The organism is Thermophagus xiamenensis (assembly GCF_900112795.1).
Taxonomy (GTDB): Bacteria; Bacteroidota; Bacteroidia; order Bacteroidales; family Marinilabiliaceae; genus Thermophagus; species Thermophagus xiamenensis.
Map to the genome: position 1 here is coordinate 45,069 of NZ_FONA01000005.1, position 22,932 is coordinate 68,000.

At 39.2% G+C, this 22,932-nt stretch carries 17 protein-coding genes and 2 tRNA genes; 5 read left to right on the forward strand and 14 right to left on the reverse strand.

The window, feature by feature from the left end:
• Window positions 1-22: 22 nt before the first annotated feature.
• The 3 genes from BM130_RS04010 to sppA form a co-directional block, all read right to left on the reverse strand.
• Window positions 23-835 carry a purine-nucleoside phosphorylase gene (locus BM130_RS04010; protein ID WP_010526722.1) on the reverse strand — a complete coding sequence of 271 codons (813 nt, stop codon included), beginning with the start codon at window positions 833-835 and terminating at the stop codon, window positions 23-25.
• Window positions 819-1,883 carry a tetraacyldisaccharide 4'-kinase gene (lpxK, locus tag BM130_RS04015; protein ID WP_010526721.1) on the reverse strand — a complete coding sequence of 355 codons (1,065 nt, stop codon included), beginning with the start codon at window positions 1,881-1,883 and terminating at the stop codon, window positions 819-821. Before lpxK ends, BM130_RS04010 begins: the two co-directional genes overlap by 17 nt.
• Window positions 1,884-1,991: 108 nt before the next feature.
• On the reverse strand, window positions 1,992-3,767 hold the full coding sequence (sppA, locus tag BM130_RS04020; RefSeq protein ID WP_010526720.1) for a signal peptide peptidase SppA: 1,776 nt from the start codon (window positions 3,765-3,767) through the stop codon (window positions 1,992-1,994).
• A gap of 111 nt (window positions 3,768-3,878) precedes the next feature.
• Between sppA and folK the strand changes: the two genes are divergently transcribed.
• Complete coding sequence (folK, locus tag BM130_RS04025; protein WP_010526719.1) at window positions 3,879-4,367, forward strand: 2-amino-4-hydroxy-6-hydroxymethyldihydropteridine diphosphokinase; 489 nt, start codon at window positions 3,879-3,881, stop codon at window positions 4,365-4,367.
• Here the strand turns inward: folK and upp are convergent.
• From upp to BM130_RS04060, 6 genes are all read right to left on the reverse strand, one after another.
• Complete coding sequence (gene upp, locus BM130_RS04030; protein ID WP_010526718.1) at window positions 4,364-5,017, reverse strand: uracil phosphoribosyltransferase; 654 nt, start codon at window positions 5,015-5,017, stop codon at window positions 4,364-4,366. The genes folK and upp overlap by 4 nt on opposite strands.
• Before the next feature lie 608 nt (window positions 5,018-5,625).
• Window positions 5,626-6,477: a hypothetical protein gene (locus BM130_RS04040; protein WP_010526717.1), complete on the reverse strand. Its 852-nt coding sequence runs from the start codon at window positions 6,475-6,477 to the stop codon at window positions 5,626-5,628.
• Window positions 6,478-6,515: 38 nt separating this feature from the next.
• Window positions 6,516-7,223, reverse strand: a complete 708-nt coding sequence (radC, locus tag BM130_RS04045; RefSeq protein ID WP_010526716.1) for a RadC family protein — start codon at window positions 7,221-7,223, stop codon at window positions 6,516-6,518.
• 214 nt (window positions 7,224-7,437) lie between these two features.
• A tRNA-Glu gene (locus tag BM130_RS04050) sits at window positions 7,438-7,509 on the reverse strand.
• 16 nt (window positions 7,510-7,525) lie between these two features.
• The gene (gene rpsT, locus BM130_RS04055; protein ID WP_010526715.1) at window positions 7,526-7,780 is read right to left on the reverse strand and encodes a 30S ribosomal protein S20; all 255 of its coding nucleotides are present in this window, start codon (window positions 7,778-7,780) and stop codon (window positions 7,526-7,528) included.
• 40 nt (window positions 7,781-7,820) lie between these two features.
• A tRNA-Glu gene (locus BM130_RS04060) sits at window positions 7,821-7,892 on the reverse strand.
• 525 nt (window positions 7,893-8,417) lie between these two features.
• Between BM130_RS04060 and nagB the strand changes: the two genes are divergently transcribed.
• The 3 genes from nagB (at window position 8,418) to BM130_RS04075 (ending at window position 13,166) form a co-directional block, all read left to right on the forward strand.
• Entirely contained in the window at window positions 8,418-10,358 is a 1,941-nt protein-coding gene (nagB, locus tag BM130_RS04065) for a glucosamine-6-phosphate deaminase (RefSeq protein ID WP_010526714.1), read from the forward strand.
• Window positions 10,359-10,507: 149 nt separating this feature from the next.
• Window positions 10,508-11,728, forward strand: coding sequence for a glucose/galactose MFS transporter (gluP, locus tag BM130_RS04070; RefSeq protein ID WP_010526713.1), 1,221 nt, complete (start codon window positions 10,508-10,510; stop codon window positions 11,726-11,728).
• Between the two features lie 364 nt (window positions 11,729-12,092).
• Window positions 12,093-13,166, forward strand: coding sequence for a substrate-binding domain-containing protein (locus BM130_RS04075; protein WP_010526712.1), 1,074 nt, complete (start codon window positions 12,093-12,095; stop codon window positions 13,164-13,166).
• Window positions 13,167-13,267: 101 nt separating this feature from the next.
• Here BM130_RS04075 and BM130_RS04080 read toward each other — a convergent pair whose 3' ends face one another.
• The 4 genes from BM130_RS04080 to BM130_RS15625 all read right to left on the reverse strand — a co-directional run bounded on the left by BM130_RS04080 (window position 13,268) and on the right by BM130_RS15625 (window position 20,161).
• Window positions 13,268-15,613: a family 20 glycosylhydrolase gene (locus BM130_RS04080; protein WP_010526711.1), complete on the reverse strand. Its 2,346-nt coding sequence runs from the start codon at window positions 15,611-15,613 to the stop codon at window positions 13,268-13,270.
• A gap of 75 nt (window positions 15,614-15,688) precedes the next feature.
• Window positions 15,689-18,946, reverse strand: coding sequence for a glycoside hydrolase family 2 TIM barrel-domain containing protein (locus BM130_RS04085; protein ID WP_010526710.1), 3,258 nt, complete (start codon window positions 18,944-18,946; stop codon window positions 15,689-15,691).
• Window positions 18,947-19,202: 256 nt separating this feature from the next.
• Window positions 19,203-20,024 carry a discoidin domain-containing protein gene (locus BM130_RS04090; RefSeq protein ID WP_010526709.1) on the reverse strand — a complete coding sequence of 274 codons (822 nt, stop codon included), beginning with the start codon at window positions 20,022-20,024 and terminating at the stop codon, window positions 19,203-19,205.
• Window positions 19,997-20,161: a hypothetical protein gene (locus BM130_RS15625; protein WP_010526708.1), complete on the reverse strand. Its 165-nt coding sequence runs from the start codon at window positions 20,159-20,161 to the stop codon at window positions 19,997-19,999. Before BM130_RS15625 ends, BM130_RS04090 begins: the two co-directional genes overlap by 28 nt.
• Window positions 20,162-20,770: 609 nt before the next feature.
• On the opposite strand from BM130_RS15625, the gene metK reads away from it, so the two are divergent.
• Window positions 20,771-22,021, forward strand: coding sequence for a methionine adenosyltransferase (gene metK / locus BM130_RS04095; protein WP_010526707.1), 1,251 nt, complete (start codon window positions 20,771-20,773; stop codon window positions 22,019-22,021).
• 696 nt (window positions 22,022-22,717) lie between these two features.
• Here the strand turns inward: metK and BM130_RS15390 are convergent.
• Window positions 22,718-22,891 (reverse strand): hypothetical protein, encoded by a 174-nt coding sequence (locus BM130_RS15390; protein ID WP_175560419.1) that lies wholly within the window; start codon window positions 22,889-22,891, stop codon window positions 22,718-22,720.
• Window positions 22,892-22,932 lie beyond the last annotated feature (41 nt).

Sequence of the window (22,932 nt, forward strand, 5' to 3'; positions counted from 1 at the left end):
TGTGTGATTTCCCCTTTCATAATTACAATGAATCGACTAGCTCTTTAATTATTTTAGTCATATTAGGTTCAGCTGTAGCTGCCACCTTTTGTACCTCTTCGTGAGTAATTTCTACTATTTGTCCCGGAACACCCGAATCGGTAATAATGCTAATTCCAAAGCAAGTAATGCCTCCATGACAGGCTGCTATTACTTCCGGAACAGTAGACATACCAACAGCATCGCCTCCTATCGTTCTGAAAAATTTGTATTCGGCAGGTGTTTCAAAAGTAGGACCTGAGGTTCCTACATATACCCCTTTTTTGAGCGTAATTCCAAGTTTTTGTGCAATAAAAAATGCTTTGTCTATGAGTTCCCTGCTATAAGGTTGACTCATGTCTGGGAATCGAGGACCTAATTCTTCAATATTTTTTCCTATCAGGGGATTATCCCCGAACATGTTAATATGATCTGTAATTACCATTAAATCACCAATTTTAAAGTCAGGGTTTAACCCCCCACTGGCATTGGATACTATCAGGTTTTTTATTCCAAGTAATTGCATGACTCTAATAGGGAAAGTTACTTGTTTCATAGTGTATCCTTCATAATAATGAAACCGACCCTGAAGAGCTATTACCTCGGTGTTACTGATTTCTCCGAAGATAAGTCTCCCTTTATGTCCCTCAACGGTTGAAACGGGGAAGTTGGGTATATCCTGATAGTCGATTGTGGCGCGGATCTCTATTTCGTTAACTAATCCGCCAAGTCCGGTTCCTAAAATGATGCATGTTTGAGCATTGGGTGCATAATGCTCTTTTAAATAATTGGCTGTTTCTCTAATTTCCTTTAACATATGAGTCAATAGTTTTCAGAAAAAGGTCTTCTTGATTAAACAAAATGGTTAATTTAATTGGAATATACCAAATTTTACTTTGCAATAAAGCATTTAAAGGTTTCTGTTTTAAACGTACTGCATCTTTCTCTGTGGTTAAAATAATAGTATTAGAATCTGCTTGGTTCAAGGCAAGAAATAAATTTTTTAAATCTCGATTGGTGAAATCATGGTGATCCGGATAAGTGATGGTTTTAATTATTTTTCCGAAGTTATTTGTCTCTGAAAGAAAAGGTTTGGGATTACCAATTCCTGATATTGCTATAATGGATGGTTTTTCGGGCCATTGGGATTGATTGGCAGGCAAAGGTTGCCCAAGTTCTGTAAGTGGTTTGGGTTTAAGATAAACTATGCTGCTGAAAAAAATTTTAACAGGCGGTTTTATGCCCATTTTTTCTTTTATTTTCTTGGCTTGGTCCGACGAAAGGTTAGAAGGACATTTGTTTACAATGACTATATTGGCCCGCTTTAAACCTGTTAAGGGTTCTCGAAGATTGCCGGCGGGCAAACAAAAGTCGTTATATAGTGGCCGAAAATAATCAGTTACAAGAATGGAGAGACCAGGGTTAATAGCTCTATGTTGAAAAGCATCATCTAAAATTACTATTTCAGGAGGGGTAGAGTTATTCAATAAAATGTCCATGCCTGAAACACGTTTTTCGGCAACAATTACTTTTAGTTCGGGGAACTTAAGTTTCAATTGCAATGGTTCATCGCCTACCGTCAGTGAGGTGCTGTCGGTAGTGGCTTCCAACGGTCCTTTGGTTTTTCTTCCGTATCCTCTACTTAAAAGTGCGCAACGATAGTGTGGTATTAGATACCTAATAAGATATTCTGTCATAGGGGTTTTGCCGGTTCCCCCAACCGTTATATTACCGACTGAAATTAGAGGGATAGGATACGAAATGCTTTTAAAAATTCCTTTATCGTAAAAAAGATTTCTAATTCTGGCAATGAGGCAAAATATAACTGAAAATGGATACAGAAATAATCGAAGAGTCCATCGCATAAACGAAAAAAGTTTCAAAGGGTGCCCCGCTATAGCAACTTGATTTTCCTTATGTAGCACAGGCCAATGCACTTGTTAGTTGCTGTCTGAATCAGGCACCCTCTTTTTTTAATTTAATGATATATCGTATGGGATACGAGCCTGAATAGGATAATTATTTTCAACGTTGTTGATGATTTGAAGAATTTTCGCATAGTCGTTATTCTTCCAAAATAAACTCATAATACGGGTCTTTACATTGCCACCCATACTTTTCACAAATTGTTCAAATGGAGTCAATTCTTCCGGTAGTTCTACTATTCTGTAATCATCGGTAATGTTGGCGTTTTTTGCGGCAATTTCAATGGCATCGTCCAGGCCGCCTAAAAGGTCTACAAGATTGATGTCTATTGCATCTTTCCCGCTCCAAACACGTCCTTGTCCTATTTCATCAATTTTTTCCTTTGTGGTGTTTCGTCCTTCTGCACAGCGATCAATGAAAGTATTGTAAGAGTTTTCAACAAAAGCCTGTAAAAGTTCTTTTTCATCAGAGGTAAAAGGACGATCAATGGACGGCAAATCTGCATATTTATTGGTTTTAACTCTGTCGGTAGTAATCCCTATTTTGTTAAACAGGCCTTTGACGTTGGGGATCAATCCAAAGACACCGATAGAGCCTGTTAGCGTATTAGGGTGAGCGACAATAGTATCGGCGGCACAGGCAATGTAATAACCACCAGAAGCGGCAAGGTCGCTCATGGAAACAATCAGAGGTTTAGTTTCGGAAGTTAGTTTTACTTCACGCCATATGATTTCAGAACCCAAAGCAGAGCCACCCGGCGAGTTAATCCTCAGTACAACTGCTTTAATTGTAGTATCTCTTCGTGCTTGTCTGATAGTTCTGGACAAATCTTCCGAAATTATCCCTTCTGATGAATCCGTGCCATCTATTACACCTTCGGCATATATAACCGCAATTTTATTTTTTGAAATTCCTTTTTTATCGTCAGGGACATAAACATCAGCATATTTCTTAATTTCAATGCTGTTGATATCTTTTGAATAGTCGGTATTGGTAGAATCTTTAAGTTCATTGATGACCTGGTCCTTGTACTTTAATCCATCAATTAGTCCTGTTTGCATCAGAAATGTCTCATCTTTGAACATAGGTACCTGATCAGCTATTACATTAAGCTTTTCAGCACTTAATCCCCGTGAATCATTTATTTTGGATAGTAAATGATTCCAAATTGAAAGAGTATAGGTGAGGGTTTGCATCCGGGCGGGTTTACTCATGTCGGTTCGAGTGTAGGGTTCTACGGCCGATTTAAATTCTCCGTGACGAAACACCTGCATTTCTATTCCTAGTTTTTCAAGAGTGTTTTTAAAAAATGTTCGATGTGAACTAATTCCCTTGAATTCTAGCATGCCACCGGGAGATAAGTAGACTTTGTCGGCAACAGAAGCCAGATAATAGGATTTTTGAGTGTAAACCGGGGCATAGCTTATAATGAATTTTCCCGAATTTTTAAAGTCAAGCAAAGCATTTCTAATTTCTTCAACAGTAGCATAACCGGCTAACACAGTTCCCGACTCGAGATAAATACCTTTTATGCGGTCGTCGCGTTGAGCCTTTTTAATGGAAGATAGAATTTGGTTGAGACCAATAGGGGATGGCTCGCCTAATATTTCAGCAATGGCGTCCGATATTGGATCTGAGATTTTTCGTTCAACTATGGGGCCATCGAGTTTTATCACTAATACAGAATTATCTTTTACGGATATTTCTTTCTGACTAGAGGCCGCAAAAATGCCTATCATAATAAAAAAAGCAAGCATAAGGATTCCAATCGTCACAAAGGATCCAACGATGACTGCCAAAGTGTACTTAAGAAATTTTTTCATTTCCAAAACAATTAAACGGTTTCTGAATGGATATAATAATTAGGTAAAGATATTTTCAGGGTATACAAATTTGCAAAAAAAATATATATTAATCCCGGAAAAATGATTTAGATGGCAAAAATAACATTGTTATTAGGCGGAAATGAAAAAGGGACCAGGCGCGCTTTTAAGGAGGCTGTTCAATTGATTGATAAAACTATAGGAAAAGTTGTTTATTTGTCGGCCCTCTATACCAGCCCGCCATGGGGATTTGAACATCCTGATTGGTTTTTAAATCAGGCCCTGGAATCGGTGAGTTTTTTGTCGCCAATGGAAATATTATCTCAAACTCAGCTTATTGAAAAAAAATTGGGCCGCAAAAAAAAGACGACCACCCATTATGATGGTCGTATTATTGATATAGATATTTTATTTATTGAAAATAAGGTAATTCATAATCCTGATTTGGAAATACCTCATCCGCGTCTTCATCTTCGACGCTTTACTTTATTACCTCTAACTGAATGGAAGGCCGATTTTATTCATCCGGTACAGAAAAAAAGTATTTCTACCTTATTGGCTCAATGTCCCGACAACAGCGAGGTTTATAAAGTAGTTTAAAGTTTGGGGCCATAAGCCAAATCGCCAGCATCACCAATACCAGGTACAATGTACGATTTGGAATTTAGTTCATCGTCAACGGCAGCCACCCATAAAGTCACCGGTTCTTCTTCTAAAATGCTGGATATATAATCAACACCTGCCTGGCTTGCAATAATGCTCACTAAATGAACATGCTTTGGTTTTCCGTTCGCCATAATGGCCTTGTAGGCCAGTTCAAGAGAGGATCCGGTAGCCAACATGGGATCAGCCATGATAACCGTTTTCCCTGTTAAATCGGGTGCTGATATGTATTCAATATGAATGTCGAATTCACCGTTAACCGTATATTTTCTGAAGGCTGAAACAAAACCATTTTCTGCTCGGTCGAAATAGTTAAGTATCCCGTTATGTAGAGGGACACCGGCACGTAGAATGGACGTTACCACCAGTTTCTCCTGTGGAAACCATTCTGTGGCTTTTCCAAGAGGTGTTGTGATTTCTTTGGGTTGGTAAGTAAGGGTTTTACTAATTTCATAAGCAAAAATTTCACCAATGCGTTCCAAATTACGGCGAAATCGCAGTGGATCAGTCTGCACCTCTACATCACGCATCTCTGCTATAAAACTACTAAGGATACTGACTGGCTGATTGATTTGTTTAATTTCCATTTAGTGATTTTTCCTGCAAAAATAATGTTAAAGTGTGAATTTCCCAGTCTATGTTCTTCGAATCTTCAGATTAATACCAAAGTAAAAAATTGGGTTTTGACAAAGATGAAATGAAACGCACGTGAATGAGGGTTTATGGGTTAGGCTGTTATGCCATAAGAAATGGCCTGATATGAGTATGAATACTTTACCTTTAGTTTTAAAAACGAATCAATTAAAACCATTCACTGATTATTTTAATTTCATCCGTATAAAATTTATCTAAGTTATTGGCCGGATGGAACTCGCATGACTTAAATTTATACATGTTCTTATTGTGACAAATCTTTTTAGTCATGCTCGTTTCATCCGTATAAATTTTGCTTACTTCATTGATATATTGGTTCTTAAAAGTAGTCATTAGTGTTTAGTCGTTAGTCACTAGTTATTTAACACTAACCACTTGTTGACTAATGACTAATCACTTCTTCTGTCTTCTGCCTGTGCACTTCTGCCTCAGTTTTATACATATTCTTATGTGACAAAAGTCGACATGCTTGTTTCATTCGGCAATAGCTTAGATAAATTTTTTACGGATGGTAGAACTGAGAGATTTCCCGTGAAGTTTTTTACCAAAGTACACTTTTTTTAAAGTTTAAACATTGATGAAAATCAAAAGAGATCAAAGGGGTCAACGATGCACAATTAAACGGAATTTCTAATGTAAGGTTTGATTCACAATTGGTTTGTAGAATATGGTTGACCGCACGAAAAATGGCAAATCTTTTTTTTCCTTCTTCGTTTTCAATACAATCTATGACGTATAAACGATTATTTGTTTTTATGAGAAATATTGCTCCGATAAGCTCGTTTCGAGGTGAATAAACACTGTAAATCCCCGCACTTTTATAGCGCAAAGCAAAATTCATGATGCGCGATAGTTGTGTATAATATGTTATTTTTCTACCCTGAATTTGTCGAAGGAAAGATATGTATTCATCAGATCGGATAGAACGCATTACAAAGGTTCCGTCGTTTTGAGATAAAAGTTTTTTGCCCTTTGGGGTGTATCTATCCAAAATTTTTTCATACGAGGCAATTAGATCCAGCGCTGCTATTTTTTTTGTGGTTTTACGGAATGATGTGTTGAGTTGGTTAAAATGATTAAGTGTCAATTTTATATTATTGTAGGGGATAGCTTTTAAAAACAAAGATACTTTTTCAGGGGTGAGGTGCTTGGTAGAATAAACACCCAGGTATGGAACCAGGGGAGGTTGTTTAACCAATGTTAATCCCATCCATTTTTTTATGGGGAGGGGGCAAAGTGTTTCATATTTGCCTTCTATCAAAAGGTCCCAATCTTCGCATACGGTATCCAGGTACCACGAGTATGCAAAAACATTGGCATTAAAGGATTTTTTCAGGCAATGGTCGTAACGATCTCTGTCTATATCTTTGTTTTTAACGTAGGTAATCTTCATTTTAATTTAAACAAAAAAGCGCAATATCCAGTAACCTTTCAACTCTGCTGCAACATGCCCTCATCGGCAAAGCTAAAGTAACAGTTTTCGGCAATAATAACATGGTCCAGAACGGAAATGTCAAGAATTTTACCCGCCTCGATAAGCTTTTTGGTGATATTTATATCTGCTTTACTGGGGTTTCGGTTCCCTGATGGATGGTTGTGACATAATATAATGGCACTGGCATGCTGATAAAGAGCTTTTTCCATTATAAGACGTACGTCAATAACAGTTCCTGAGATGCCACCTTTACTGATATTTAATTTCTGCATCACTTTGTTGGCCTGATTGAGTAATAACACCCAGAACTCTTCGTGAGGGAGATCGGCCAAAAGAGGATGCATTAACGAAAAAACATCTTCGCTGGCTCTTATTTGTGGTTTTTGAAGCGGGGAGCTTAACTGCCGTCGGCGCCCAAGTTCCAATGCAGCTACAATGGTGATGGCTTTTGCCTGTCCTATGCCGTGGTATTTTTTACACATTGATTCGATTGACATTTTCCCCAGTTCATTAAGATTATTGTTTACATCTCGCAGTATCTTCCTGGAAAGGTCTACAGCCGATTCTTTCTGACTTCCGGAACCGATGAGTATGGCTAGCAGTTCGGCGTCCGATAAGGAAGAAATCCCTTTGTGAAGCAGTTTTTCGCGTGGTCGGTCTTCTACAGCCCATTGACGAATACTTACTTTTTGGTATCCTTCCATGGTTAGTAGTTTTAATAATTCTTTCTAGTAATTTGTAATCCCTGGTGTGGTTAAATTTTCTATGGATGAAACGAGCATGACTATGAAGGTTTGTCACAATAAGAAAATGTATAATCTTTAAGCCATGCGAGTTCCATCTGAACAATGAATAAAATTAATTTTATGCGGAGTGAATATATAAAAAAAAACCTTCCTAAAAAATAGGAAGGTCTTGCAGTCCCTAGGGGAATCGAACCCCTGTTTCAAGAATGAAAATCTTGCGTCCTAACCACTAGACGAAGGGACCATTTCTAAACGTTGAATTAACCTAACTGGTTAATATGGCGTGCCAATTTTGATTTAAGATTGGCAGCTTTATTTTTGTGGATGATATTTTTTTTGGCAAGCTTGTCGAGCATTGAGGTAACTTTGGGATACAATGCCTCTGCTTCTGACTTGTCAGTTGTATTTCTTAATTTTTTTATTGCATTACGAGCTGTTTTGGCATAATACTTATTGTGAAGTCTCTGCTTCTCACTTTTCCGAATTCTCTTTTTTGCCGATTGATGATTTGCCATCTCTTTTTTGCTAAAAAGGTTATATAATTTTTTTGCTTTGCAGTCCCTAGGGGAATCGAACCCCTGTTTCAAGAATGAAAATCTTGCGTCCTAACCACTAGACGAAGGGACCGTTTCGTAATTTTTCTGTCTTGCAGTTGAAAACCAATTAAATATTTAAATACTGTCACCTTTAATAAGGTGACTTTTCATTTGCGGATGCAAAGATAAATCAAATTTTACTTCTTGCAAATTTCAATAGGAAAAAAATATGGGCAGAAAAGTTTTTGTTGTTGGTTAAAAGAAAGTCTTTATTCCGGGGTTGTGATAGAGTTGTTTGAATTCAGTGTGTTACGATTTAAACTTCATGGAATAAAGAGGTTTTGGAAAGCGACCTTCTTTTAATGATTTTCGGATTTCTAATATTTGTGGATTAATGTGTGTTACACATGTTTAAAATTGATATACGGGCTGTGTGTTGGTATATGTAAAAGCCTGAAAAAAAGATTGAAAAAAAGAAGTGGACGAACACAAAAAAAGTGTGTAATTTCTTTTTTTCTGTGGGTATTGTTCCTATTTTTGTGTGCTAAATGAGAAATAATTAAAAAAGCTTTTTAAGAAGTTATAGAGTTTATAGTATTGTTTAAATTGTAGGTTTATGAATACTTCAACAGTGATAAAAGGACATCAGGAAAAGATTGCAACTCGGGTTTTTAATTCCAGGGAGGAAGGGTCAAAATATGTTGCAAAGGTGATAGCATCTTTGATTAGAGAGAAGAATAAATTAGGAAAACCTACCGTGCTAGGTTTGGCCACAGGTAGTTCCCCTCTTCTTCTTTATAAGGAATTAATTCGTATTCACAAAGAGGAGGGGTTGAGTTTTAAGAATGTTATCACATTTAATCTGGATGAATATTATCCAATGGATCCGGAGAATAAGCATAGTTATTATCGTTTTATGTACGACAATCTATTCTCCCATTTGGATATTAATCCGGCGAACGTATTTATTCCCGATGGAACTGTGGCAGAGGAAAATCTTGATGAGTATTGTGCTGACTATGAAAATAAGATTAGATCATTTGGGGGAATTGATATTCAGGTATTAGGAATTGGCCGGAGTGGCCACATAGGGTTTAATGAACCCGGTTCGTTGGTTACTGACGAAACGCGTTTGGTGCAATTGAATTCTATAACAATAGAGGATGCTGCAAACGGGTTTGGTGGCGAAGAAAATGTCCCAAGGTATGCATTGTCAATGGGGATAAAAACAATCTTACAAGCCAAAAAGATCTTCTTATTGGGTTGGGGGGAAGCTAAATCTGAAGTTATAAAGCAAGCAGTAGAAGGCGAAGAAACAACTCAAGTACCGGCATCATTCCTTCAACGGCATTCTGATGTTCTTTTTGTGTTGGATCGTCCGGCGGCCAGTCGGCTTAGCCGCATAGAAAGTCCATGGCTAACAGGTTCCTGTGATTGGGATGACAGGATGAAAAGAAAAGCTTTAATATGGTTGTCTCGACAAGTTGGTAAACCTATTTTAAAGCTTACTGAAAAGGATTATAAAACCTGGGGCTTGAACTCATTATTGCAAACAGCCGGTTCTGCCTATGATTTGAATATAGAAATCCATAACAGTCTTCAGCAAACAATTACAGGATGGCCTGGAGGTAAACCCGGTACGGATGATAAAACCCGACCCGAAAGATCTAAGCCTTTCCCCAAAAGAGTTATTGTTTTTAGTCCTCATCCGGATGATGATGTTATTTCAATGGGAGGCACCTTATTGCGGCTTGTAGATCAAGGACATGATGTTCATGTGGCCTATCAAACCTCTGGAAATATTGCCGTATTTGATGATGATGCCCGTCGTTTCATGGATTTTGTTTATGGTTTTTCCCAAAAATTCAATGTGGCCCAAGACCAAATAGCTAAAATTCATGAAGAAATTCGTGACTTTTTGGCCCAAAATCCTGATGAAGGGAATAAAAATTCTAATGTATTAACCATTAAGGGCTTGATAAGACAGGGTGAAGCGGCTGCTGCATGTCGTTATTGTGGTGTCAAAGAACAAAATATTCATTTTTTGGAGCTTCCGTTTTATGAGACCGGAACCATTGAAAAGAAACCGCTTTCTTCCAACGATATAGATATTATTGTTAAGCTTTTACAAGAAGTTAAGCCTCACCAGATATACGCTGCGGGTGATCTACAAGACCCTCATGGTACTCATGCCGTTTGTCTTAATGCCATTATAGGAGCATTAGACAAGGTTAAAGATGAGGAGTGGGCAAAAGATTGTTACGTATGGTTATATAGAGGTGCCTGGCAAGAGTGGAATATTGAAGACATAGAAATGGCTGTTCCAATAAGTCCGGATGAATTGATGAGAAAACGCAGGGCCATCTTTAAACATCAATCGCAGAAAGATGTTCCGGTATTCCCCGGTAAGGATTCAAGAGAGTTCTGGGAACGGGCCGAGGATCGAAACCGTATGACGGCTAAACTATATGATGAATTAGGCTTGACCGAATATGAGGCTATTGAAGCTTTTCGAAGGTATCATTTTTTAGATAAATCGAAAAATAATTTATTCTAATCTCAAGTGGTGCTAATTCTAAGTAATAATTTTTTTCAGAGCAAAAAATCAATAATTTAGTTCACGAAAAAAATTTATTGCCGGAATGGGAATGTTATCTATTCATTAAAAAGAGTTCGGTCCTGCCAAAAATGTAAAAATGAAAAATTATGAATGCTGAAACTAAAACAAATGTACAAGGGCGCCAGTTGGTGGTTGCCCTTGTAATTCTTGGGGCAATGTTTTTTGCAATTGGTTTCGCCCTTGGAATTAATAGTTATTTAATACCCTTGTTGAAAAGTCAATTGGGAATTAGTTCCGCAGAGTCCTATTTGGTTTTGGGAGCTACGTTTTCCGCTTTTCTGATATTCGGCTATCCCGCCTCTTTTGTTATCGCTAAAATTGGTTATAAACGTACCATGGCCTTATCTTTTCTGCTTTTTGCCGTAGGTTTTTATCTGTATATACCTTCGGGCAAATTAGAGAGTTTACCTTTATTTCTTATTGCCAGTTTTATTAGCGGGATGGGAAATACTTTTCTGCAGGCATCGGTGAATCCGTATGTAACCATTTTGGGACCGATAGAAAGTGCTGCACGACGCATGAGTTTTATGGGTATCATGAACAAGCTGGCTTGGCCTGTGCCTCCTTTATTCCTTTCGATAGTTATCGGGAAAAGTGTAGATGCGGTGAGTTTTGCTGATACATCCCTGCCCTTTATAATAATTATTGGATTATTCCTTTTATTGGGAATTGTAGCTCTTATTTCTCCTTTGCCTGAAGTAAAAGCGGTGGGTGAAGATGAGGACGAAGCCGAAGATTGTCCTTATGCTGCAAACAAAACTTCTATATGGCAGTTCCCTCATTTATTGTTAGGAATATTGGCATTGTTCTTTTATGTTGGAGTCGAGACTATTGCCTTAGGGACAATGGTTGATTATGCAGAAAGTCTGCAGCTGATGAATCCTGAAATTTATGCCTGGATATCGCCGGTGGGTATGGTTATCGGTTATCTGGCCGGAATAATTTTTATTCCTAAATATGTGAGCCAGTCATCTGCATTAGTAACCAGTGCTATTGTCGCTATTGTCGGTTCTATATTAGTGGTATTAACTCCGGCTGATATATCCATATTCTTTGTAGGACTAATTGCCCTGGGATGTGCATTAATGTGGCCGGCAATTTGGCCGCTTGCCATGACCGATTTAGGAAAATTCACCAAACAGGGCGGTTCGCTTATGGTTATTTCCATTGTTGGTGGTGCTTTGTTCCCCATCCTCTATGGCTATATTAAAGATGTGGCTGGTGCTCAAAATGCCTATTGGTTAGCTGTGCCATTGTTTGGTTATATACTTTATTATGCCTTAAAAGGGCATAAAATTAGAGTTTGATTTTCTCAGGCATAAGCATAAAAAAACATATTTTATCTTAAAAGGATTTTCCAGGTTATTTTCCCTGGATTTTTAACCTTGCTGAATTTTTAAGGGAGTGTGCCGGAGCAACAAGATGGTGTTATTGGCAGTTTGGATCGCTTTTATATATGTTTTTATGGTTGCTAGGTGTTTCCATCTGTATAAAATTTAAATTAAGTTATTTGGCCTGATGGAACTCGCATGGCTTAAGTTTATATATGTTCTTGGTGTGACAAAATTAGTTGATCATGCTCGTTTCATTAGAGAATAATGTTCTGACATTCTCCCTTTAATAATGGGAAAGCATATTATGTCATCGATTAGGCAAACCACATAATTATATATGACGAAAAAAGGGAAGAAAATACCCAGAATAAAGGATATTGCTGAATTGGCGAACGTTTCACCCGGTACCGTTGATCGCGTTATTCATAATCGAGGGAAAGTATCACAAAAGGCCAGAGAGAAAGTGCTTAAAAGTATGAAAGAATTAAACTATGAGCCCAATGTGATGGCTCGTGCACTTGTCTCCACCGGTAAATTTAGAATAGCTGCCTTGATTCCTGATCCTGCCAATGACGAATATTGGGAAGCACCATATCAGGGGGTGGATCAGGCTGAAACTAAAATGCGCCAGTATGGGGTGGTAGTGGATAAATTTCTTTTTGACCAGAACGACCCCCTTTCCTTTAAAGAAGAGGCTTCCAAAATATCTGAATCTGACTATCATGGAATTTTAGTAGCCCCTATTTTTTACAGGGAGTCACTTGCTTTTTTAAATCGTTGGAGTAAACAGGGAATTCCTTTTAGTCTTTTTAATACCCATATCCCGGATTATAAACCTGTTGTTTATGTAGGGCAGGATTCTTATCAGAGTGGTGTGCTGGCAGGTAAATTATTACATTACGCATGTCGTCAAGGAACTTTTGTGATTGCACATATTGACAAAGAAATACCAAATTCAACTCATCTCATCCGAAAAGAGCAAGGATTTATTGATTATTTTGGAGAGAACGATCTCCAAAAGCAAATCAATATTGTTCGGATAGAGATAAGTGAATGGACTAACAAAAAAGATGTTTACCGCAAATTTGATGACCTTTTTCAACAATACGAGAATATTCATGGCTTTTTTGTTACCAACTCTCGTTCCTATATCGTGGGTGATTATTTGATTAATAAGAATTTGCAAAATATTAAGCTGGTCGGGTATGATTTGCTTTCAAAGAATTTGGCTTTACTGGAGTCGGGAACCATAGACTTTCTGATTAATCAGAACCCGCGTGGACAGGGATTTATGGGAGTGACTTTGCTAGTCGATCATTTGGTTTTCAAAAAATCTATTGAGCCCATAAAATATTTGCCATTGGATATTGTTACAAGCGAAAACGTGCAATATTATGTTGATAAAATTTAATCCTGAGGTATTATTAAATAATACCAGAAAGGGAAAAGCCGAAAATGAGCGTTTGCCCAATTCCGGCTTTCCAAATAATTGTATTGTAATATATTGCTAGTTTACGGGTTAGTTACAAAATAAGAAGGATTTAGATCCTTTATTGATCCATCTGGAAATTTTGCTTGTAATTCAAGTTTATAACCTCCCCCGGCTTCAATGAACTCAAGAGAAATTGAATAGTATCCAGGTTTAAGTGCGATTGGTTCACATACTGTTTTCGAAGAATGTAACCCGTCGTTATTGATAAATTCTTGGTCATTTAAATACAGAATACTACCGTCGTCAGAGGTGAGACAGAAATAATAAACTCCTTCCTTTTCGATTGGCAGATAGGCCTTAAAAATAACACCAAATGGTTCTTCCTCAATAACATTTTCGGGGATAAACTTTGGACCATTAATAACGCCTGTTTTATAGGGAGTAAATTTATTTAGTTGTTTTACACTTTGGTATGAGCCTTTATAGTATTGATAACTAATTCCTTTTTTATTTGGCTGAATGTTTTCAAAAGTTAAAGGTTGAACAAAGGTAACTTTTTGTACAGGAATTTCTTTAACAGCACTGATCTCTCCCGTTTTCTTTTTTACAGTTATGGCTTTGATAATTCCCGTTTTGTTTACTTTAATTGGTTGGGTGTAAAGAATAGATGCGGTTGTAGGGTCCGATCCATCCAGGGTATATCGGATCTCTGTCCCAGCAAACGGGGGCTCAAGCACAATTTCTGTATCTTCAAGAAAACCGACTTTGTTAGTGTTGGATATTGGTTTTGGTACTTCATAAAAATAATTAACGTTTAAGATATTCAGACGCTTGAAATGGCTTTCCAATCGATTACGAAAATTGTAATAATTTTTTTTCTCTTCAGGGGTCCATACTACTTCCGACAAAGCAATAGCTCTCGGGTAGGTCATGTATTCCACTTGTTCCTGGGTTTTTATATACTCTGTCCAAAGGTTTCCTTGTGCACCCAAAATATACCCGGCTTCTTCAGGTGAAAGTTCATCAGGTATTGGATTATAGGAATAAACTTTTTCAAGAGGAATAAACCCTCCAATGGCTAAAGGCTCATTTTCAGGATTGGCTTGATAATAGTCAAAATATAGATGCGAGTTGGGAGTCATAATTACCTCATGTTTCATTTTTGCAGCCTTGATACCTCCGCTTTCGCCTCGCCACGACATTACGGTAGCTCCAGGCGCTAAGCCTCCTTCCAGAATTTCATCCCATCCAATGATTTGACGTCCATGTTGGTTTAGAAATTTTTCTATTCGAGTAACGAAATAACTTTGAAGTTCATGTTCATCCTTAAGATTTTCTTTTTGGATGCGCAACTGACAATAAGGACATTTTTCCCATCGATTTTTGGGGGCTTCATCGCCACCGATATGAATATATTTGCTCGGGAAAATATCCATTACTTCGAGTAAAACGTTTTCCAGAAACTCAAAGGTTTTTTCTTTTCCGGCGCAAAAGATGTCAGGGAAGACCCCCCATCGTGTAATTACTTCGTATGGTCCGCCAGTACATCCCAATTCCGGATAGGCTGCCAATGCTGCCGTAGCATGACCTGGCATTTCTATTTCCGGAATGACTGTTATGTAGCGTTTCGCAGCATATTCAACTATTTCACGTGCTTCTTCCTGGGTATAAAAACCTCCGTAAGGCTTTCCGTCATATTTAAATGGTTTTTGGCCCCCGTGACCGATAAGTGTTTCTTTGCGCCAACTGGCTATTTCCTTTAATTTAGGATATTTTTTTATTTCCAGTCGCCATCCTTGATCATCAGTAAGGTGCCAGTGAAATGTGTTCATTTTATGGAGGGCTAAAAGGTCGATATATTTCTTAATGAAACTAACTGGAAAGAAATGACGGGAAACATCTAAATGCAACCCCCTGTATTGAAACCGGGGTTCATCTTTAATCATTACACTCGGAATGGTCCATTGGATATCCGGTTGCACGGATTGGGCTTCGATTTCCGGTGGCAGCAACTGGCGAAGTGATTGCACGCCGTAAAACAGTCCGATGGCTTCCGGAGCTTCGATGATAACTTTTGTTGGGGATACATTCAATTGGTAAACCCCTTTTGCACCCGCAATACTATCATTTATTTTCAAAAAAACAGAATGTTTTTTCGGGGCCGATGCCGAAGATATTGACAGGTTATATCCCGTGGCAGGGGAAATAAGCTCTGCCAGATAAACTGCAACACTTTTCACTTCTTCATTGTCGGGAGAATAAATAATTTGCGTCTCATTTGTTAACCTGAACTCTCCTTGTTTAGACTTTATTTCCCTGGGCAATGGAATTATTGAAACCTTTTTATTGGTCGTATCACCCGACTTACATCCAGGAAATAAGGTGAAGCCTATTGCTAAAAATAAAGCTAATAATCTGTTTTTCATGATAATCTGTTTGATTATTGTTAATGAATTTGGAATCTTATAGAAAAATTAGTGTTTACTGTTGTTTCAAAAGGCTTAATATTGTTTGCTGATTTTGGTCAATTCCTCTGTTTTCGAAACAGATACAGGCACCAGTGTAAAAGAATAGCTGTAAGCTTTTCCCGGATTCAACCGATATTTTTCAAGGGGTTGGGCACCCCAGCTGTTGATGCCGCCAACACCTCTCTGTCCGTAATCGATATTCCAGCGAATCAAATTGCGCGCTTTAATCCAGGCAATATGTTTTTGTTCTTTATGAACAGGTCCGTATTCGTAACTCGTACTAGCATCGAAGTCAGAAGAAAGGTATGGCATGGCAGTCATCTCGAATCCTTCCAACGGGTGGTTTTGGGATACTACCATTAGCCCAATTCCTTTGGGGTTTGTGAGAGCCGCCCATCGCACATCGGTCTTGTTGCCATTTTCCTGAGGGCGTTCATAGGGCACCAGTTGATCGCTTACTGAAGAAGTGTAAAGATCTACGAATGACGAGGATTTTCGATCAATATAATTCTCCCATGGGCCACGCCCAAACCAGGTAAGACGGTCAAATTCACGGGGAAGTAATAATACCATCCCCAATCTGGGAATATCGCTTTTTTCCAGGGTGGAAGCTTCCAGTATGTTTTTCAGGGTAACACTCCCATCGCCGTTTATAATGTAAGTAGTAGAAAAGCGACTTTTTACATCTGGTAATTCCCATACAACATTCACCTGGTAACTTCCATTTTTGTTTTTGCTGGCCTTTACTGTGGTTACTTGTTGATTGTAGGTTGCTTTTTTCCAATTAATATTCTTTTGAGGCATCCCGGCACCAAAATCATTATCAGTAGGGGCTCTCCAAAAATCTGGCACCGGCCCTTCCCCCCCAATTATCAGGTTTGTTTTGTTGAATCGATAGGCAATAATTCTTCCGGTTTTTTTATGGATAGAAAGTTCTATATTGCCGGTGTAAAAGAGATAAGCACTATCTGTTTCGGTCATTTGTAAATGCCCATTAAGGTCATTCATCTCTTTCGAAACCGTTTCCCATGGTAATTTAATTTGTTCCCGGGCTACAGTATGTCCTGCAGGAATAATCCCTTCCGCTTTTCGTGTAGATGCTTCCATTTCAAGGAAGTATTCGGTGTTTGGGGATAGGGTGACGCCAGAAATATCCAAAGTGATTGTTTCTCCTTGATGAGGAGGTGTTTCAATAACAGGAAGATGTATGGTTTTGAGTATTTTCCCGTCTGCTTTTAGATAGGCGGTAATTTTAAAGTTTCTTAGGTTAGTGAAATCATAGTGGTTTTCTACCAGGATTTTGGCCTGGGATTCATTCAACCGCAAGGGTTTGAATTTGATCCATTCGTGAACTTTTTTTACTTCAAAAAGCCCCGGTTTGGGTTGGCGGTCGGCACTAACAATTCCGTTCAGCAAAAAATTGCCATCGCTGGGCATGTCGACCCCAAAATCTCCTCCATAGGCAAAAATAATATTGCCCTTATCATCCTTTGAGCGGATCCCCTGGTCGACCCAGTCCCAAATAAAACCACCCTGCAATTGAGGATATTTATTGATGATATCCCAATAGTCCTGGAAATTTCCCATGCTGTTGCCCATGGCGTGTGCATATTCCGAAGGGATAAAAGGACGGTCGAGCAACCTTTCTCCAAACCACTCAAAAGTTTTAGGGTCCGGATATTGAGGAACAATAATATCGGTATTCCAATCAAAATCGAGTGCCAACCGACTGCCGATTTCTGTTCGCTCGTATTGAACAGGGCGATTACTGCGATCCAATTCTTTTATAGCCTGGTAGCCGGCATAGAAATTTACGCCGTTACCGCCTTCATTGCCCATTGACCAAATAATAACCGACGGGTGGTTTTTATCTCGTTCTACCATGCGGGTCATGCGTTCCAGGTGAGCTTTCTTCCAAAGGGGATCTTTGGCTAATGAACGGTCACCGTAGCCCATGCCGTGGGATTCTATGTTGGCTTCGTCAACAATGTAGAGTCCGTATTGATCGCACAAGTCATACCATTTTTCGGCCTGAGGATAGTGGGCCAGTCTAACAGCATTGATGTTATTTAGTTTCATCAGCTCAATATCTCGCATCCACATCTCCATGTCCATAACGTGACCTGTCTCGGGGTGATGTTCGTGCAAATTGACTCCTTTTAAAGTAACTGGCACGCCATTTACCAATAACTGACCTCTTTTGATTTCCACAGTCCGGAATCCTGTTTTGTGTGATATACACTCCATTGGTTTTCCCTCTTCATTGAATAGTGTTACGAGCAACTGATAGAGATGTGGTTTTTCTGCATTCCAGGGTATGACCGGGCTGATTTCACTATGAAACTCCACGGTGATTTCGCTCATTTTGGGAACGAGTGTGGTTTGTATTTTTTCTGCAATAATCTGGTCGCTGTCGAGCAATGACATCTTGATTTGAATTTTTTTGTTATGGGGCAGATGGTTTTTGATATCGACAAAAAGATCAAGTTGGCCGTTTTTGTAAGCCTGGTCCAGTTTGGCAACCACTTCAAAGTCACGGATTCGTACTTTGGGCTGGCTGTATATTTCCACATCGCGTTCAATACCTGAAATGCGCCAAAAGTCCTGACATTCTAAATAACTGCCATCGCTCCAGCGATAAACTTCAAGAGCCACTGTATTTTCCTTTCCGGGTTTTATAAATGGGGTAATATCGAATTCAGCCGGCAGTTTGCTGCCTTGGCTATAGCCCACTTTTTGTCCGTTTATCCAAATATAAAATGCTGATTTAACAGCTCCCAACTTTATAAAGACCTGGCGGTTTTCCCAACTTTGGGGCAAATGAAACTTTCGCCGGTACGACCCTACCGGGTTGAAACCATGAGGCACTTTGGGTGGTTCGGGGCCATTTTTAAGTTCGGTGATGGGAGTTCTGGGATCTGCAAATTCGTATGGAATATTTACATAGATTGGTATTCCAAATCCTTCTATTTCCCAATTGCCGGGCACTTTTATTTCCGGCCAGTTATTATCGTCAAATGACTCGTTATAAAAATGGACAGGTCTTTCAGCCGGTGATTTGGAATAGTGAAATTTCCACTTGCCATTGAGAGATATGTAAAATGGTGATGGTGCACCCGATAACGCTTCTTGAGGGGAAGGGAAGGACATAAAGGAAGCTCTTCCGGGTTCTTTATTGATTTCGGTAACAAGAGGATTTTCCCACTCCTTTAATGTGGTTTGCTGTGCATAACTATACCATGAAGAAAAAAATATAAAAACCAACGGAAATATAAATAATAAAGTTTTCATCCGTATAAATATTATTTAAGTTATTGGTTGGATGGAACTCGCATGGCTTAGCCAAATTTATACATGTACTTTGTGGCAACAGCCGCCATGCTCGTTTCATCCGCATAAGATTTACTTAATTTGTTGATATATAGGTTTTTAAAAGTGGTCGTTAGTGGTTAGTTGTTAGTCACTAGTTATTTAACACTAACCACTTGTTGACTAATGACTAATCACTTCTTCTGCCTTCTGCCTGTGCACTATAACCTCTATAGAGCTATTTATTAATAATTCCAATTTCCGCTACAGAGACCCAGTCTTCATCGAATGCCCCTTCATGCGAGGTAAATTTGAAAAACCTGGCACTGTATGTTTGATTAAATCTAACTTCCTGAGGTATTGGGTTGTTGGCTATATTTGCAAATTCGCCATTTGGAATAATGGTTTTCCATTTTGTCCCATTGGTGCTTATTCCAAATGAATATTTGGCGATAGTTCCACTTTTGTTATCATCTTTTCTGGGGATATAGTAGAAACCTTCTATTTCAACTATTTCGCCCATGTCAACGGTAATATGGTGAGGGTGCTTAATTACTTTTTCACCCCAATGGGTATGCCACATGGTAGCTTCATTGCCATCGATGGCATTGTCTGCCGGATAGCTTTTATGCTGATCACTAAAATCTGTCACTTTCCATTTTGATTGGTTAAGGTAGAACTTTTTTGTAACCACTTCACTCTGTTCTTTAAAGTCGTTGATGAAAGTCCGGGCTTTAACGACTCCTCCTTCTTTGAGTAAGAATGGGCCTGTATATTTGGGGGAAGAAGGTGTGGGATCCGATCCATCCAGGGTATACCGGATTTCCGGATCAGGCGTTTCGGTTTTAATAGTTACCCACCCGGACTTATTTCTGAGAATTTCCGGATCCGACAATATTTCCGGAGCATTAAATAGTCCCAGGTTGGATATAAAGGCCTTGTCACGACTTTTTTCTATGACGATTCGGATTTTTGAGGTAGAAGTTTTAGGTAAACGTAACAGCTTTTTGTAGCCGATGGTTGTAGAAGAACCTAGGGTTTCCAATGATCCTGGTCCCATATATCGATACGAAATTTTTCTATGCGTTGGCCTTTGGTAATATCTTCCTGCAGCAAAACCACGTTGAATGATTTTGATTTGTTTAGGCTTATTTCAACCATGGATGGATTTCCGGTAGCATGGAAGGCTTTTCCCAATATATTGTCAGATTTATAAGTTTTGACGGCATCGGTACCCGAAATGGTAGCGCCTTCCAGGAGGTTCTCAGAAAAAGTTTGATCCAGATAGGTCTTGAATTCTTTCAGACGTATTACATCATTTTCATGAATTAGCCCTCTTTTATCAGGTGGAACATTTCGTAATGTCCGGTATTCCTGTAGCCTGCTTTGGGGATTTGATTACATTAAGATGGTATATTTTGAAATTTAAATTTTTACCATCCCGGATTTTGGGAAAGCTTTTTTTACTCAGCCTAACTCTCTGAAGTCTTTATTTGCATTAATAAGTAGGCTAAGAGCTATTAGTGAAGTATTCCGTAATTTTTAAACATCCTTATTTAATGTACGGCCGTGTAAATACCCCCAAAAACAAAATTCTTTTTTGACTTATTCTAAATAACTTCTTACTTTTGTACCGGAAAAGTGGATGGATTTGGCTGCTTGCAACCACTATAAAACAATGCTAAAATGCAATTTTAGCCTGCCAGTTGTTTTTTTCCATCCCTTAATTTTTTATTGTATTGTTTAATCCGGTTTATCCGGCACACTAATATGTGTTGCTCGCGATAAACGTAATAATCTATTGTTATGGGATATTTATTTACGTCAGAATCAGTTTCAGAAGGGCATCCCGACAAGGTTGCCGACCAGATTTCGGATGCTGTGTTGGATGAATTGCTCAGGCAGGACCCCGATTCGAAGGTGGCCTGTGAAACACTGGTTACTACAGGCCTGGTAGTCGTCAGCGGTGAAATTAACACTAAAGGGTATGTGGCGGTGCAACAGGTGGCACGCGAAACCATTGAACGTATTGGCTATACCAAAGCCGACTATATGTTTGATTCGGGTTCATGTGGTGTCATCTCCGCCTTGCATGAACAAAGTGATGATATCTATCGGGGTGTAGAAAGGGATGGAGAAGATAAGCAAGGTGCCGGCGACCAGGGCATGATGTTTGGCTATGCTTGTCGTGATACCGATAATTTTATGCCACTGCCTCTCTATCTTTCTCATTTCTTGCTGCAGGAGCTGGCGGCTATCCGTCGCGAAGGAAAGGAGATGACCTACCTGCGGCCCGATTCCAAATCGCAGGTGACCATCGAGTATGATGATAATAACAATCCAATTCATGTCGATACAATTGTTATTTCCACGCAACACGACCCCTTCGACCCCGACGACCAGGTGATGCATGATGTGATTGAGCGCGATGTGCAAAACATATTAATCCCCAGGGTGAAGGATAAACTGAAACCAGAGCTGCAAAAACTCTTTAACGGGTACAAGCTGCATGTCAATCCCACCGGACGATTTGTTATTGGCGGACCGCATGGTGATACCGGATTAACCGGCCGGAAAATCATCGTTGACACCTATGGTGGTAAAGGCGCTCACGGAGGCGGTGCTTTTTCGGGGAAAGATTGTTCTAAGGTTGACCGTTCGGCCGCTTATGCTACCCGACATATTGCCAAAAATATGGTGGCAGCCGGCGTGGCTGATGAGGTGCTGGTGCAGGTGGCCTATGCCATTGGTGTGGCCGAACCCGTTGGGTTATATGTTAACACTTATGGTACTTCTAAGGTCAAAATGAGCGATGGTGAAATAGCTCAAAAAATTCAGGAAATATTTGACCTCAGACCCGGGAAAATTATCAAACGTCTGGGACTGAAAAATCCGATTTTTACCCCTACCGCCGCTTATGGGCATATGGGACGGGAACCCTATACCGCGAAGGTCAGGTTTAAAGAAAACGGACAGGAAGTAGAGCGTGAAGTGGAATTCTTCACATGGGAAAAACTCGACTATGTGGATACCATTCGAAAAACCTTTGGTTTATAATCTTTAGGGGCGAAACATATTCGGGTATATGTAGTTTTAACACCCTTGTAACTTTTCACGGCAAAGTTCCTTTCCGGGATTAATGATGGTTAACTGCCGGTAAGTGAACTTTAATGCATCATCAAATAGATACCCCGAACCGGGTTTGGTAATCAGACCTGGCCCGGGGTATGTTTTGTTAGGACTTTATTCTGTTTTGTATAGAATTTGTTTATTTCATTCGTATAAAATTCACTTACTTCATTGATATATTGTTTCTTAAAGGTAGTCATTAGTGGTTAGTCATTAGTAATTAGTAAATCAACACTAATGACTAATTGACAAATGACCTAATAGCCTATCGGCCTATTGACCTAATGGCCTAACAGCACTTCTGCCTGTGCACTTCTGCCTCTATGTTTTTATACATGTACTTTTGTGACAAAAAGTCGCCATGCTCGTTTCATTCGTATAAAATTTATCTAAGTTATTGGTCGAATGGAACTCGCATGACCTAAAGTTTATACATATTCTTATTGTGACAAACCATTTTGGTCATGCTCGTTTCATTGGATTATTGAATCTTAAAGTTACTCATTAGTGGTTGGTCATATGTGATTAGGCTGTTCAGCACATCAATCAATCCCCTCAATCCCCTCAATCCCCTCAATCTCATTGCCATGCTCGTTTCATAAGGGGATATTCTCATGGGGGAGTTTATAATCTATTTATTGTAAGGTTGTTACCTGACACCCGTTCGGGTGCTTGCCTGACACCCGTTCGGGTGCTTACCTGACACCCGTCCGGGTGCTTGTCTGACACCCGTTCGGGTGCTTGTCCGACACCCGTTCGGGTGTTTATCAGACACCCGTTCGGGTGTTTATCAGACACCCGTTCGGGTGTTTATCAGACACCCGTCCGGGTGCTTGCCA